Below are 13377 nucleotides of genomic sequence, written 5' to 3' on the forward strand. Positions count from 1 at the left end.
GCGCCGCCACCGGCATGGACGGAATCAACGCGCATGCGCGGTGGCATCCAGGGCCAGGTTCAACGCGATCACATTCACCCGCGGCTGCCCGAGCACGCCCCATCCGGGCGCCTGCACATGGCGTTCCAGCAGGGCCTGCACGCGCTGCTGCGGCCAGCCGCGTGCCCGCGCCACGCGCGCCACCTGCAGCCGTGCCGCGGCCGGCGACAGCTCCGGGTCGAGCCCGCTGGCCGAGGCGGTGACCAGGTCGGCGGGCACCTGCGCCGGTGCGACCCGTTCGCGTGCCGCCACCGCGGCAGTGGCATCGGCCACGCGCTGCGCCAGTTGCGGGTTGCCGCGCGCCAGGTTGCTGCCGGCGGCGGCCATCGGGTCGTAGCCGCTGGCCGATGGCCGCGCCTGGAAGTAGCCGTCGCCGGCGAATGGCTGGGCCAGCAGCAGCGAGCCGCGTACGCGGCCGTCGGCATCGCGGACCAGGCTGCCGTCGGCCTGGGCCGGGAACAGGGTGCCGGCGATGCCGGTGGCGAGCACGGCGTAGGCCAGGCCGGTACCGAGCAGGGCGAACAGCGACAGGCCGATGGCCGGGCGCCACAGGGCAGTGGGGGTCTTGGGGGTCATGCGCCGAATACCAGGACGAGGAGAAGATCGATGGCCTTGATCGCCGCGAACGGCAGCAGCACGCCGCCGACGCCATACACCAGCATGTTCCGGCGCAGCAGCGCGGTGGCGGTGGCCGGGCGGAAGCGCACGCCACGCAGCGCCAGCGGGATCAGCGCCGGGATCACCAGTGCGTTGAACACCAGCGCCGCCAGCACCGCGTTGCGCGGGCTGGACAGCTGCATCACGTTCAGCGCCGCCATCGACGGGATCGCCGCGGCGAACAACGCCGGCAGGATCGCGAAGTACTTGGAAACGTCGTTGGCCAGCGAGAAGGTGGTCAGCGCGCCGCGGGTGATCAGCTGCTGCTTGCCCACCTCCACCACCGCCAGCAGCTTTGCCGGATCCGAGTCCAAGTCGACCATGTTGCCGGCCTCCTTGGCGGCTTGGGTGCCGGAGTTCATCGCCAGCCCGATGTCGGCCTGGGCCAGGGCCGGGGCATCGTTGGTGCCGTCGCCGACCATCGCCACCAGCCGCCCGCCCGCCTGCTCGCTGCGTATACGCGCCAGCTTGTCCTCGGGCCTGGCCTGGGCGATGTAGTCATCCACGCCGGCCTCGGCGGCGATGGCGGCGGCGGTCAGCGGGTTGTCGCCGGTGATCATCACCGTACGGATGCCCATCGCCCGCAACTGCGCGAACTTCTCGCGCATGCCGTGCTTGACCACGTCGGCCAGCTCGATCACGCCCAGCACGTGCCGGCCCTCGCACACCACCAGCGGGGTGGCGCCGCCGCGTGCGACCTGGTCCACGCGCGCCTGCAGTTCGTTGGGCACGCTGCCGCCCAGCGCCGATACATGCGCGGTGATGGCATCGGCGGCGCCCTTGCGGATGCGGCGCCCATCCGCCAGGTCCACCCCGGACATGCGCGTCTGCGCGCTGAACGCCAGGTAGTCGGCCTGGTCCGGCTCGGCCGTGGCGCAGCCCTGCTCGCGCGCCAGGCGCACGATCGACCGGCCTTCCGGGGTCGGGTCGGCCAGCGAGGACAGCAGTGCGGCTTCGCGCAGCTGCCAGGCTTCGATGCCGGCCAGCGGATGGAAGGCGCTGGCCTGGCGATCGCCGTAGGTGATGGTGCCGGTCTTGTCGAGCAGCAGCACATCCACGTCGCCGGCCACTTCCACCGCCTTGCCCGACTTGGCCAGCACGTTGGCCTGCAGCGCGCGGTTCATGCCGGCGATGCCGATGGCCGGCAGCAGCCCGCCGATGGTGGTCGGGATCAGGCACACCAGCAACGCGATCAGCAGCAGCGGATCGAGCCGCACGCCGACGGCGGCGGCGATCGCCGGCAGCGTCGCCACCACCACCAGGAAGGTCAGCGACATCGCCGCCAGCAGCAGGGTCAGCGCGATCTCGTTCGGCGTCTTCTGCCGGTTGGCGCCCTCCACCAGCGCGATCATGCGGTCGAGGAAGCTGTGCCCCGGCTCGGCGGTAACGCGCACCACGATCTGGTCGGACAGCACCTTGGTGCCGCCGATCACGCCGGAGCGGTCGGTGCCGGCCTCGCGCAGCACGGGTGCCGATTCGCCGGTGACGGCGGCCTCGTTGATGGTGGCCAGGCCCAGCACGATCTCGCCATCGGCCGGCACGAATTCGCCGGCACCGACGATCACGTGATCGCCCGGGCGCAGCGCCGCGGCCGCCACCGCGCTTTCGGCCGCGCCGATCCGCGGTGCCGCCAGGCGACGCGCCACCAGGTCCTGGCGCGCACGCCGCAGCGCCGATGCCTGGCCGCGGCCACGTGCTTCGGCCACGGCTTCGGCGAAGTTGCCGAACAGCACCGTCAGCAGCAGGATCGCGGTAACCGCCAGGCCGAAGCCCAGCGGTGCCTGGCCGCCGAGGGTAAGCAGCAGTGCCAGTACGGTACCGGCCATGACCACCGCCATCACCGGGTTGTGCAGCAGGTGCGCCGGCGCGAGCTTGCGCACGGATTCGCGCAGCGCGTGCCGCCAGCCGGCGGCATCCAGCAGCGGTGGGCGGCGCGTGGCCGGGCGGGAAACAGGGGAGTTCATCGAAGCGCTCATGGATGTCAGGCTCCCTGCAGCGCCAGGCCCAGGTGGTCGGCCACCGGGCCGAGCACCAGTGCCGGCATGAACTGCAGCACGGTGAGGACGACGATCACGCAGACCAGGGTCAGGGCGAAGGTCGGGGTTTCTATCTGCAGGCTGCCGGCGCCCTGCGGCGCCGGCCGCTTGCCGGCCAGCTGCGCGGCGATGGCCAGCGGCACGATCAGCACCGGGAACCGGCCCAGCGCCAGCACCAGCGCGCAGCTGAGGTTCCACCAGACCGTGTTGTCGGCCAGCCCTTCAAAGCCCGAGCCGTTGTTGGCATAGGCCGAGGTGAACTCGTAGAACACCTGGGTGATGCCATGGAAGCCGGGGTTGGAAATGCCGGCCAGGCCGGGGATGGCCAGGGTCAGCGCGGTCATGCCGAGCAGGGTGATCGGCTGCAGCAGCACCAGCAGGGCGAGCAGCCGTACCTGCGGCGTTTCCAGCTTGCGGCCGAACAGCTCGGGCGTGCGCCCGGTCATCAGCCCGGCCAGGAACACCGCGAGCATGAGGTACACCAGGAACTGCTGCAGGCCGCAGCCGATGCCGCCCCAGATGGCACCGACCAGCATGTTGACCAGCGAGGCCATGCCGGCCAGCGGACTCATCGAATCCTGCATGCCGTTGACCGAACCGTTCTGCACCTGCGTGGTGAGCGTGGCCCACAGCGCGGTGCCATCGGCGCCGAAGCGGACTTCCTTGCCCTCCATCAGCAACGGGCTGGCAGCGCTGGCGCCGTGCCCTTCCAGCCACACCGTGCCGAAGGTGGACAGCAGCGACATGCCGAGCATGCAGCCGAACACCAGCGCACCGAAGCGGCGGCGGCCGGTGAAGGCGCCGATCATGAACACCACCGCCATCGGCACCAGCACGATGCCGATCAGCTCCAGTGCGTTGGACAGCGGCGTCGGGTTCTCCAGCGGGAAACTGCTGTTGGGCCCGTACCAGCCACCGCCATTGGCGCCGAGCTGCTTGGCCGCGACCATCGCCGCCACCGGGCCGAGCGGGATCTTCTGCGTCGCCATGCCGGCGCTGGCGTCGATCGGCGTGGCCTGCGGGCCCGCGGCCAGCGTCGAGGGCACGCCCTGCCAGGCCAGCAGCAGCGTCCACGCCAGGCACAGCGGCAGCAGGAAGCGCAGGCACAGGCGCACCACGTCGGCGTAATAGTTGCCCACGGTGACGGGTGCGGGTGCCGCGGAAGCGCCGGTGGCGGGGTCCGGCGCCCGCGCGAACAGCGCCCGCAGCGTGGCCACCGCCAGTGCCAGGCCCATCATCGGGGTGATCACCTGCAGGCCGGTAATGGCGGTCATCTGCGACAGGTAGGACAGCTGCGCCTGGCCGCTGTAGTGCTGCTGGTTGGTGTTGGTCAGGAACGACACCAGGGTGTGCAGCGCGGTGTCCCAGCGCAGGTTGGGTACCTGGTCGGGGTTGAGCGGCAGCCAGGCCTGGGTCATGAACACCGCCAGCGTGGGCAGCGCCAGCACCAGGTTGCTGGCGAGGAAGGCGATGGCATAGCCGCGCCAGGACATGGCGTGCCCGGGATCCACGCCGAGCAGGCGGTACAGCGGTTTTTCGATCCACTGGAACAGCGGGTCGATGCGCATGGGCGTGCCGCGCATCAGTCGCGCCAGGTACAGGCCCAGCGGCCACGCCAGGGCGATGCCGGCCAGCAGGATGACAAGGGCTTCGGTCATGGCGTGCTCCTCAGAACGACTCGGGACGCAGGACCGCGTACAACAGGTAGGCGGCAGCGACCAGCGCCACCAGTCCGCACAGGAAGAAAAGCCAGCCGGGCATTGGGAACCTCGGTTCAGCGGGGCGACCGCCTGCGCGGCGGGCGTACCGTATGGAAAGGGAAGCGGCGGCGCCATTGCCTGCGCGGCCGCCCGTGCCAGGAGCGGTATCGTGCTTCCGGGGGCCGTAAACGTTCGATGCCGCCCGGCCGGTCGCGGCGTAAAAACGCCATAAAAATGCGCAGGGTGGGCGGCGATGGCGTGGCCGCGCGGGAGACCCGGAGGCTGCGTGGGTGGACGGCGGCAACAAAAAAGCGGCCCGTGGGCCGCTTGCGGGGTTCCGCTGGCGGGGCGCGCTCAGCCCGGCGGCGATGCCGGGGTATCGGCCGCATCGGCCGCCGCACCGGTACCCTTGAGCTCGCGGTAACGGGCCAGGGTTTCGGCGATCTCCACGTCCAGCGCCTTGCGCTGCTGCTCGAACGCCGCCTGCAGCCGCAGCTGGGCAAGCAGTTCGGTATGGCGCTGGCGGATGTCCTGGGCCTGCTTGTCGGTGACCTTCTGCCCGGCCAGTTCGCGGTCGCCGGCGACCGACAACTGGGTGGCAAGCGCCTCGCGCAGGCTGCCGACATTGTAGATCGCGGTCTTGATGTTGTTGTCGACGATCGCAGCGCGTTCGTTGAACACGCGGCGCAGCGCGTCCTCGCTGCCATAGGTGGACAGCATGGCCTGCTCGGTGCGCTTGCGGGTCTCGGCCGCCGCGGCGTCCACCTGCGCCTGCGCCGCGGCAAGCTCCGCGTCGGCGCGCTCCTCGGCGCTGAGCGCGCGCTGCACCTCGGCGCTGCGCAGGCCACTGCGCGCGCTGAACTCCTCGCGCGCGCTGTTGACGGCCTCGGGTGGCAGGGTGTCCGAGCAGATCCGTTCACCGCGGGGGGTATCCCAGCAGTAGAGCTTCTTGCCGGTGTCGGCCGGCTTGTCCTGGGCCGGCGCCGGCGTGGCCAGTGCAGCCAGCACCAGCAGCATGCCGGTGCCGGTGATGGACGGATTCGGCCTCATGACAGCCCCCTGCGGTCAGCCCGTTGGATTGCTTCCGTAGCGGGCCCGGTAGGCCAGCAACGGTTCGCGGTAGCCGACAAGTTCCGGGTTCCCGGAGGCGAATGCAAGCAGGTCGGCCAGGTTGGCCACGGCGATCACCGGGATGCCGGTCTCGGCGGCCACGGCCTGGGCGGCCGAGCGGCGGTCATCCTCCGAGGCGATCTCCTGGCGGTCCAGCGCGACCACGATGCCGGCCGGGATGCCGTTGGCGGCGCGGATGATGGCCAGCGCCTCGCGGATGGCGGTGCCGGCGGTGATCACGTCGTCGACGATCAGGATGCGCTTGCCGGCCATGTCGGCGCCGATCAGGGTGCCGCCCTCGCCGTGGTCCTTGGCTTCCTTGCGGTTGAAGGTCAACGGCAGGTTGCGGCCGCGGTGCGAGAACTCGCAGGCGATGGCGGTGGCCAGCGGGATGCCCTTGTAGGCCGGCCCGAACAGCTGGTCGAAGGCGACGCCGGAGGATTCGACCGCGTCGGCGTAGCAGTTGCCCAGCTGGGCCAGCGCCAGGCCGGTGTCGAAACGGCCGGCGTTGAAGAAGTAGGGGCTTACCCGGCCGGACTTGAGGGTGAACTGGCCGAAGCGGAGGGCATCGGCGTTCAGCGCCAGCTGCAGGAAGCGGGAACGGTGGTCACTCATGTAATGCGCTTTTTTGTCGTCTATTGAAGGCGCCTAGGGTAAAGCATGGCTTCGGGGAATGCTGGCGCGGGCGGTATGCTGTGCCGTCCCGGGCCTGTCAGCGGTTTCCCATGCGCATCATCAGTTTCAACGCCAACGGCATCCGTTCGGCCACCACCAAGGGCTTCGGCGCCTGGTTCGCCGGCCAGCAGGCCGACGTGCTGTGCATCCAGGAGACCAAGGCCCAGGAATCGCAGCTGTCCGACCCGCTGTTCCGCCCGGACGGCCACCACTGCTTCTACCGCGACGCCACCACCAAGAAGGGCTACAGCGGGGTGGCGATCTGGAGCCGGCGCGAACCGGACGAGGTCCGTACCGGGCTGGGCTGGGCGCCGTTCGACGACGAAGGCCGCTATATCGAGGCGCGCTTCGGCAATCTGAGCGTGGTCTCCTTCTATATCCCGTCCGGCTCGTCGGGCGAGCTGCGCCAGGGGTTCAAGTTCGAGGTGATGGACTGGCTGCGGCCGATCCTCGACCAGTGGCTGGCCAGCGGCCGCGACTACGTGCTGTGCGGGGACTGGAACATCGTGCGCACCGCCCTGGACATCAGGAACTGGAAGTCCAACCAGAAGAACTCGGGCTGCCTGCCGGAGGAGCGCGACTGGCTCAACGGCCTGTGTGCCGACCTGCCCGGGGAGCACGACCCGGCTGCCGGCCGCGGCTGGGTGGACGCCTACCGCGTGCTGCACCCGCAGGGGCAGGACTACACGTGGTGGAGCAACCGTGGCGCGGCGCGCGCCAACAACGTCGGTTGGCGCATCGACTACCAGCTGGTCACCCCCGGCCTGCGCGAGCGCCTGCGCGGCTGCTCGATCTACCGCGACGAGCGCTTCTCCGACCACGCTCCGTTCACCGTGGACTACGACCTGTGAGCGAGGCCGCCGCGAAGCGCCGCCAGGGCTGGCGCGAGGTGATGGGCAACCTGCGCCAGCGCAAGGTGCTGGCGATGCTGCTGTTGGGCTTCAGCTCCGGCCTGCCGATCTACCTGGTCGGCAACACGCTCGGCTTCTGGATGCGCAAGGAAGGCATCGAGCTGGACACCATCGGCTTCCTGTCCTGGGTGGGCCTGGCGTACTCGATGAAATTCCTGTGGGCGCCGATCGTCGACAAGACCGACGTGCCGGTGCTGGGGCGGGTGTTCGGACGCCGCCGCGGCTGGATGCTGCTGTCGCAGCTGTTCGCCGGCCTGGCCCTGGTCGGCATGGCGCTGGTGCAGCCCAAGGGCGGCGACATGCTGGTGCTGGGCCTGTCGGTGGAGCACCTGCTGGTGTTCGGGGTGCTGGCGACCGTGGTGGCGTTCGCGTCGGCCACGCAGGACATCGTCATCGATGCCTGGCGCATCGAGAGCGCCAGCAGCAGCGAGCAGCTGGGCCTGCTGACCGCCTCCTCGGCGCTGGGCTACCGCACCGCGCTGCTGGTCACCGACGCGCTGATCCTGATCATCGCCGCGCGCGTGGGCTGGCAGGTGTCCTACGAAATCATGGCGGCGCTGATGGGCCTGGGCGTGGCCGCGGTGCTGCTGGCGCGCGAGCCGGCGCGGGCGGTGATCGCCGTGCACGACCAGGCCGCGCGGCTGTGGACGCCGCGTGGCCTGTTCGACGCGGTGATCGGCCCGTTCGTGATGTTCTTCCGCGAGTACCGCAGCGGCGCGCTGCTGATCCTGGCGGCGATCAGCATCTACCGCATGGCCGACTTCGTGATGGGCCCCATGGCCAACCCGTTCTACGTCGACCTCGGCCTGGACGAGGACACGGTGGGCGCGGTGCGCGGTTCGGTCGGCCTGGTGGCGACCTTCTTCGGCATCGCCCTGGCCGGCGTGATCTCGGTGCGCTGGGGGGTGATGGCGGCGTTGCTGGTCGGTGCCGTGCTGGGCCCCTGCTCGAACCTGGCGTTCGCATGGATGGCCTACGTCGGCCCGGGCAAGCTGGAGTTCGCCATCGCCATGGCGGTGGACAACCTGTCCAGCGGCTTTGCCGGCACCGCCCTGATCGCCTACATGTCCAGCCTGACCAGCATCGGCTACACCGCGACCCAATATGCGTTGCTCAGCTCGTTCTACGCGATGCCGGGCAAGGCGCTCAAGGGCCTGTCGGGGATGACCGTGCAGTACCTGGCGCAGGGCCGCACCCTGCTGGAAGGGTATGCCCTGTTCTTCGTCGGCACGGCGCTGCTGGCGATACCGGTGCTGCTGCTGTGCGTGGCGCTGGCGGCGATGCAGGCGCGCAAGGCCGCGTCGTCCGGCTGAATGCGCGGTGGGCGGCCGGATCGCGTAGGCCTGTTCTCCGCCAGCCGTTGAATCCGGGCGCGGCCTCGCCGATGATGCCGGCGGGGGGATCCGCCGGACTGCTGGCGGGACGACATGGCCGACGTGATCTTGCGGGATGTCGACCCGCTGCTGCTTGAACGCATCCGCCGCCTCGCGGTGGCGCGCGGCTGGACCCGCGAACATACCTGCCTGGTGCTGCTCGAACAGGGCCTGTTCGCCGGCGAGCACGAGATGAGCCACGGTTTCGAGAATCCGGAAGTGGATGTGCTGTCCGAAGCCATCCAGGCGCTGCAGGCACTGCCTGCCGGCGCCGAATTCGGTTGAGCGGCCGGGCCGGCGCCGCCACGACGTTCAGGCTGGATGGATCGCGCCGAGGATCCGGGGGCCGCGCGCGCCGCTGACGCTGGGCAGGTTGCCCGGGCGGCCTGCCAGGGTTTCGCGCGCCAACCAGGCAAAGCCCATCGCTTCCATGTAATCGGGATCCAGCCCGTATGCGGCGCTGGAGACCACCTCCACCCCGGGCAGGCGCGCGCCGATGCGCCGCAACAGCAGCGTATTGCGCACGCCGCCGCCACAGGCCAGCAGCCGCCTCACCCCGGGCAGGTGCGCCAGCAGCGCCCCGGTGACGGTGGTGGCGGTCAGTTCCAGCAGGGTGGCCTGCACATCGGCCGGCGCCAGCGGCGCGCCGCCGATCCGTGCATCCACCCAGTCCAGGTGGAACTGTTCGCGGCCGGTACTCTTGGGCGGTGGCAGCGCGAACCAGGCATCGTCCAGCAACCGCGCCAGCAGCGCCTCGTCGACCCGGCCGCTGGCGGCGAAGGCGCCATCGGCGTCGAACGCGGTGCCGAGGTGGCGCTGGCACCAGCCATCGAGCAGCGCATTGGCCGGACCGGTGTCGAAACCGCGCAGGCTGCCGTCGCGGGCCAGCAGGCTCAGGTTGGCGATACCGCCCAGGTTGAGCACCGCCCGGTCCTCGCCGCTGCTGCCGAGCATCGCCAGGTGGAAGGCCGGCATCAGCGGCGCACCGTGCCCGCCGGCGGCCACGTCGCGGCGGCGGAAGTCGGCCACCGTGGTGATGCCGGTCAGTTCGGCGATGCGGTTGGCATCACCGATCTGCCAGGTGAAGGCGGGGCTGGCGGTGGGACGATGGCGGATGGTCTGCCCGTGCGAGCCGATCGCCCGCACCTGCGCACGCGCGATGCCGGCCCGTTCCAGCAGGCCATTGGCGGCGGCGGCGAAGGCGATGCCGACCTCGGCGTCCAGTTGCCCGAGCGCGTCCAGCGACGCCGGTTCGGCGCCCTGTCCCAGCGCTACCAGCGCGTCGCGGGTCCGGACCTGCCAGTCGAAGGTATGTCCGTGCACGAACCGGCAGCCGCCTTCCACCGGGAACTGCACCAGTGCGGCGTCGATGCCGTCGGCGCTGGTGCCGGACATCAGGCCGAGGAACAGGGGCAGCTGCGGATCGATGGGTGTCATGCCGGGGCCGGAAACAGGAAGGGCAGGGAAGCTTCAGGCTCCCTGCCCGGGTCGTCAACGCGGCCGGCCGCCGTCAGCCGCGCTTGTTCCGGGCTGGAACCGTCGCGGCGCTGGCCGTGATGGCGGGCTTGTCCTTGCCGGCATCGGCGTACATCAGCTCTTCCATGCCCTGGATGCGGGCCATCGCCGGCGCGGTCTGGGCGCGGAACGCGACCAGCTCGGCGCCCTTGAGCGGTTCCGGCGGCGGCATGGTCACCGACAGCGGATTGCGGTGCTGGCCGTTGACCCGGAATTCGTAGTGCAGGTGCGGGCCGGTGGCCATGCCGGTGGAGCCGACGTAGCCGATCACGGTGCCCTGGTTCACGCGCTGGCCGGTACGGATCTTGCCGAAGCGCGACATGTGCCCGTACAGGGTGGTGTATCCACGGCCGTGGTCGAGGATCACCACGTTGCCGTAGCCGCGCTGGGTACCGGCGAACTGCACGCGGGCGTCGCCGGCGGCCATGATCGGCGTGCCGGTGCCGGCGGCGTAGTCCACGCCCTTGTGCATGCGCATGGTACCGAGGATGGGGTGGCGCCGCGAACCGAAGGTGGAGCTCAGCCGCGCGAACGGGATCGGCATGCGGATGAAGCTCTTCTTCAGCGGCCGGCCGTTGAGGTCGAAGTATTCGGACTTGTCGCCGCGGTCGAAGCGGAACCCGGTATAGGTCTTGCCGCCGGTGCTGAAGGTGGCGGCCAGGATCTTGCTGGTGTCGATGCGTTCGCCCTCGCGCCAGGTCTCGTCCATGACCACGCTGAAGCGGTCGCCCGGCTGCACGTCCTTGGAGAAGTCGATGTCGTACTTGAAGATCTCGTCGGTCATCGTATTGATGGCCGAGGGCGACAGCCCGGCCTTCAGCGCCGAGGCATAGAGCGAGCTGCGGATTTCGCCGCTGGCGACCACGGTGCGGGTGGTGGTCACGCGTTCGAGCACCCGCTCGCGGACCTGGTCGCCCTGCAGCGACAGCTCGACGCGGTGGCCGGCATCGCGGTCGAAGCGGATCGTGCGCAGCTGGCCATTCACCGGCAGGTCGAAGGCGATCTCGGTGCCTGGCCGCAGCCGGGTCAGCGCCTCGCGCGTGCCCGGGTGGTCCAGTACCCGGTGCATCACCGTCGCCGGTACCCCCGCCACCTCGAACAGGTCGCTCAGGGTCTGGCCGCGTTGCACCCGCAGGATCTGCCAGCTGTCGCCGGGGACTTCGGTGCGCCGGGCCGGCGGCAGCGGCGGCAGCGGCAGGGCCAGGGTCGAATGCGCCGACGGCAGCGGTGCGTCGATGGCGTTGGAGAAGCCCGGCACGATGGTCGCGGCCAACGCGCCGATGGACGCGAACAGGCTGGCGTGGATCCAGTGGCGCCGGGTCCAGCGTTCGTTGAACGCGGCCGGGAGGTGTTGCTTCAACTTCCGATGCAGGGCGGTGTCGTGGAGGACGTGGAGTCGTTCCTGAAAGCGCTGTTTGCGCGCCTGGCCGTGATCGGGTTGGGACATCGCTGGGTTCTCTGGACGGCCCGGATCGCGGGCCCAAACGCGGTTAACATAGTCACCCTTCAATACCGCGTCAAACCATTGAGCCGCATGGCTTTTTGATGAATTGGGCGGTTAACCTGCACTTAACACCATTCATGTCTGACGGCGAAGCCGGGAGTTCTAGCGTGTCCTCGATTGATGAAGCCCTTGCCCTGATCGGCCGCGGTGCCGATGAAATCCTCAAGGTGGATGAACTGCGCCAGCGTCTGGAGAGCGGTCGTCCGCTGCGGGTCAAGGCCGGCTTCGACCCCACTGCCCCGGACCTGCACCTGGGCCATACCGTGCTGCTCAACAAGCTGCGCCAGTTCCAGAACCTGGGGCACCAGGTGATCTTCCTGATCGGCGACTTCACCGGCATGATCGGCGACCCGTCGGGCAAGAACGTCACCCGCAAGCCGCTTTCGCGCGAGGACGTGCTGGCCAATGCCCGCACCTACCAGGACCAGGTGTTCAAGGTGCTCGACCGCGAACGCACCGAGGTCCGCTTCAATTCCGAATGGTTCGGCAAGATGGGCGCGGCCGACATGATCCGCCTGGCCGGCCAGCACACGGTGGCGCGCATGCTCGAGCGCGACGATTTCGCCAAGCGCTACGCCGCCCAGCAGTCCATCGCCATCCATGAGTTCCTCTACCCGCTGGTGCAGGGCTACGACTCGGTGGCGCTGGAGGCGGACGTCGAGCTCGGCGGCACCGACCAGAAGTTCAACCTGCTGATGGGGCGCGGGCTGCAGGAGCATTACGGCCAGAAGCCGCAGATCGTGCTGACCATGCCGCTGCTCGAGGGCCTGGACGGCGTCAACAAGATGTCCAAGTCGCTGGGCAACTACATCGGCATCAGCGAGCCGCCGATCGACATCGTCACCAAGACCATGAAGATCGACGACACGCTCATGTGGCGCTGGATCGACCTGCTCAGCTTCGACATCTCCATTGCCGAGGCCGGGCAGCTGCGTGCCGAAGTCGAGGCCGGCGCGATCAACCCGCGCGAGATCAAGCTGCGCCTGGCGCGCGAACTGGCCACGCGCTTCCACGATGCCGCCGCCGCCGAGCAGGCCATTGCCGGCTGGAATGCGGCGGTGACCGGGCAGGGCGACATCACCCAGTTGCCGCTGCAGGAAGTGGTGGTGCCGGCCGACGGCCTGCGCATCGGCGCGCTGTTGACGGCCGCCGGCCTCACGCCGAGCAACTCCGAGGCCGCGCGCAAGCTCAAGGAGCGTGCGGTGAAGGTGGACGGTAGCGTCGTCGAGGATGCGCAGACGGTGCTGCCGCCGGGTTTCGAAGGCCTGTTGCAGGTGGGCAAGCGCACGTTCGCGCGGGTACTGCTGGTCGTCGCCTGACGCCGCGCCGCAGCCAGGCCGGGCATGAGGTCCCGGTCGGGCGCGGCATGAATGCACGCGAAGCGTTTTGCCTCTTCCCAAAACGGAGAGGAGGACGCATACTTCCGCTCCTTCGCCGCCGGCCGGTGGTTGGCAGCGGAGGCAGGAAGTTGAAGTCACCCTCACGCAGGTGTTGACGGCAACGAAAAGGCTGCCATAATAGGCGGCTCGCTTCGACGGAAAGCCTACGGGTTTGAGGGAGAAGCGGCGGAGTCGGACCTCGAAACGAGGTGTTGACGAAGCGAAAAAGCCGGCTATAATGGGCGGCTCGCTCGGACGGAAACGTCGGGCACTGGGAAGAAGGCGCTGAGGCCGATTCCGAAGTTCTTTGAAAGTATGCGCAGGTATCTTGTGAGGGCGCCTGCAGGAGTGGATGACTGTCCATCTTGCAGACGTTTGATCAAGCAATGAATAGTTTGTTAAAGCAAGCGAAACGTTGCCAGAGATTGAACATCTGCAGCTAAAGTATTTGCCTTCGGGCATGTAGTTTTAAGTGAAG

The 13377-nt window shown here is 69.4% G+C and carries 12 protein-coding genes and 1 rRNA gene (1 of these 13 only partly in view); 5 read left to right on the forward strand and 8 right to left on the reverse strand.

Going from position 1 to position 13377, the window contains the following annotated elements:
- Positions 1–24: 24 nt before the first annotated feature.
- From kdpC to pyrE, 6 genes are all read right to left on the reverse strand, one after another.
- The gene (gene kdpC, locus F0P95_RS04755) at positions 25–615 is read right to left on the reverse strand and encodes a potassium-transporting ATPase subunit KdpC (protein WP_182335887.1); all 591 of its coding nucleotides are present in this window, start codon (positions 613–615) and stop codon (positions 25–27) included.
- Positions 612–2660 carry a potassium-transporting ATPase subunit KdpB gene (gene kdpB, locus F0P95_RS04760; RefSeq protein WP_182336778.1) on the reverse strand — a complete coding sequence of 683 codons (2049 nt, stop codon included), beginning with the start codon at positions 2658–2660 and terminating at the stop codon, positions 612–614. The genes kdpC and kdpB overlap by 4 nt, the downstream gene beginning before the upstream one ends.
- Before the next feature lie 17 nt (positions 2661–2677).
- Entirely contained in the window at positions 2678–4390 is a 1713-nt protein-coding gene (gene kdpA, locus F0P95_RS04765; protein WP_182335888.1) for a potassium-transporting ATPase subunit KdpA, read from the reverse strand.
- A gap of 10 nt (positions 4391–4400) precedes the next feature.
- On the reverse strand, positions 4401–4493 hold the full coding sequence (locus F0P95_RS04770; RefSeq protein ID WP_104937756.1) for a potassium-transporting ATPase subunit F: 93 nt from the start codon (positions 4491–4493) through the stop codon (positions 4401–4403).
- Between the two features lie 293 nt (positions 4494–4786).
- Positions 4787–5428 carry a hypothetical protein gene (locus F0P95_RS04775; RefSeq protein WP_182336780.1) on the reverse strand — a complete coding sequence of 214 codons (642 nt, stop codon included), beginning with the start codon at positions 5426–5428 and terminating at the stop codon, positions 4787–4789.
- A gap of 69 nt (positions 5429–5497) precedes the next feature.
- The gene (gene pyrE, locus F0P95_RS04780) at positions 5498–6157 is read right to left on the reverse strand and encodes an orotate phosphoribosyltransferase (protein WP_054662592.1); all 660 of its coding nucleotides are present in this window, start codon (positions 6155–6157) and stop codon (positions 5498–5500) included.
- A 110-nt stretch (positions 6158–6267) separates the two neighbouring features.
- On the opposite strand from pyrE, the gene F0P95_RS04785 reads away from it, so the two are divergent.
- From F0P95_RS04785 to F0P95_RS04795, 3 genes are all read left to right on the forward strand, one after another.
- Positions 6268–7068 carry an exodeoxyribonuclease III gene (locus F0P95_RS04785; RefSeq protein ID WP_182335889.1) on the forward strand — a complete coding sequence of 267 codons (801 nt, stop codon included), beginning with the start codon at positions 6268–6270 and terminating at the stop codon, positions 7066–7068.
- Positions 7069–7109: 41 nt separating this feature from the next.
- Entirely contained in the window at positions 7110–8441 is a 1332-nt protein-coding gene (locus F0P95_RS04790) for an AmpG family muropeptide MFS transporter (RefSeq protein WP_182336782.1), read from the forward strand.
- A 114-nt stretch (positions 8442–8555) separates the two neighbouring features.
- Positions 8556–8786: a hypothetical protein gene (locus tag F0P95_RS04795; protein WP_182335890.1), complete on the forward strand. Its 231-nt coding sequence runs from the start codon at positions 8556–8558 to the stop codon at positions 8784–8786.
- 27 nt (positions 8787–8813) lie between these two features.
- On the opposite strand, the gene F0P95_RS04800 is transcribed toward F0P95_RS04795, so the two are convergent.
- Positions 8814–9938, reverse strand: coding sequence for an anhydro-N-acetylmuramic acid kinase (locus F0P95_RS04800; protein WP_182335891.1), 1125 nt, complete (start codon positions 9936–9938; stop codon positions 8814–8816).
- Between the two features lie 73 nt (positions 9939–10011).
- The gene (locus tag F0P95_RS04805; RefSeq protein ID WP_182335892.1) at positions 10012–11463 is read right to left on the reverse strand and encodes a peptidoglycan DD-metalloendopeptidase family protein; all 1452 of its coding nucleotides are present in this window, start codon (positions 11461–11463) and stop codon (positions 10012–10014) included.
- A 164-nt stretch (positions 11464–11627) separates the two neighbouring features.
- Here F0P95_RS04805 and tyrS point away from each other — a divergent pair, with 164 nt between their 5' ends.
- Positions 11628–12839 carry a tyrosine--tRNA ligase gene (gene tyrS / locus F0P95_RS04810; protein ID WP_182335893.1) on the forward strand — a complete coding sequence of 404 codons (1212 nt, stop codon included), beginning with the start codon at positions 11628–11630 and terminating at the stop codon, positions 12837–12839.
- A gap of 529 nt (positions 12840–13368) precedes the next feature.
- Positions 13369–13377 (forward strand): 16S ribosomal RNA (locus F0P95_RS04815) (it continues 1538 nt past the right edge of the window).

The organism is Stenotrophomonas acidaminiphila, from assembly GCF_014109845.1.
Taxonomy (GTDB): Bacteria; Pseudomonadota; Gammaproteobacteria; order Xanthomonadales; family Xanthomonadaceae; genus Stenotrophomonas; species Stenotrophomonas acidaminiphila.

Bases quoted from the DNA above. Each gene is read 5' to 3' on its own strand.
- F0P95_RS04790 (WP_182336782.1), top strand. From the start codon at position 7,110: ATGGGCAACCTGCGCCAGCGCAAGGTGCTGGCGATGCTGCTGTTGGGC.
- F0P95_RS04785 (WP_182335889.1), top strand. From the start codon at position 6,268: ATGCGCATCATCAGTTTCAACGCCAACGGCATCCGTTCGGCCACCACC.
- kdpB (WP_182336778.1), bottom strand. From the start codon at position 2,660: ATGAACTCCCCTGTTTCCCGCCCGGCCACGCGCCGCCCACCGCTGCTG.
- F0P95_RS04805 (WP_182335892.1), bottom strand. From the start codon at position 11,463: ATGTCCCAACCCGATCACGGCCAGGCGCGCAAACAGCGCTTTCAGGAA.
- pyrE (WP_054662592.1), bottom strand. From the start codon at position 6,157: ATGAGTGACCACCGTTCCCGCTTCCTGCAGCTGGCGCTGAACGCCGAT.
- kdpA (WP_182335888.1), bottom strand. From the start codon at position 4,390: ATGACCGAAGCCCTTGTCATCCTGCTGGCCGGCATCGCCCTGGCGTGG.
- F0P95_RS04770 (WP_104937756.1), bottom strand. From the start codon at position 4,493: ATGCCCGGCTGGCTTTTCTTCCTGTGCGGACTGGTGGCGCTGGTCGCT.
- kdpC (WP_182335887.1), bottom strand. From the start codon at position 615: ATGACCCCCAAGACCCCCACTGCCCTGTGGCGCCCGGCCATCGGCCTG.
- F0P95_RS04795 (WP_182335890.1), top strand. From the start codon at position 8,556: ATGGCCGACGTGATCTTGCGGGATGTCGACCCGCTGCTGCTTGAACGC.
- F0P95_RS04800 (WP_182335891.1), bottom strand. From the start codon at position 9,938: ATGACACCCATCGATCCGCAGCTGCCCCTGTTCCTCGGCCTGATGTCC.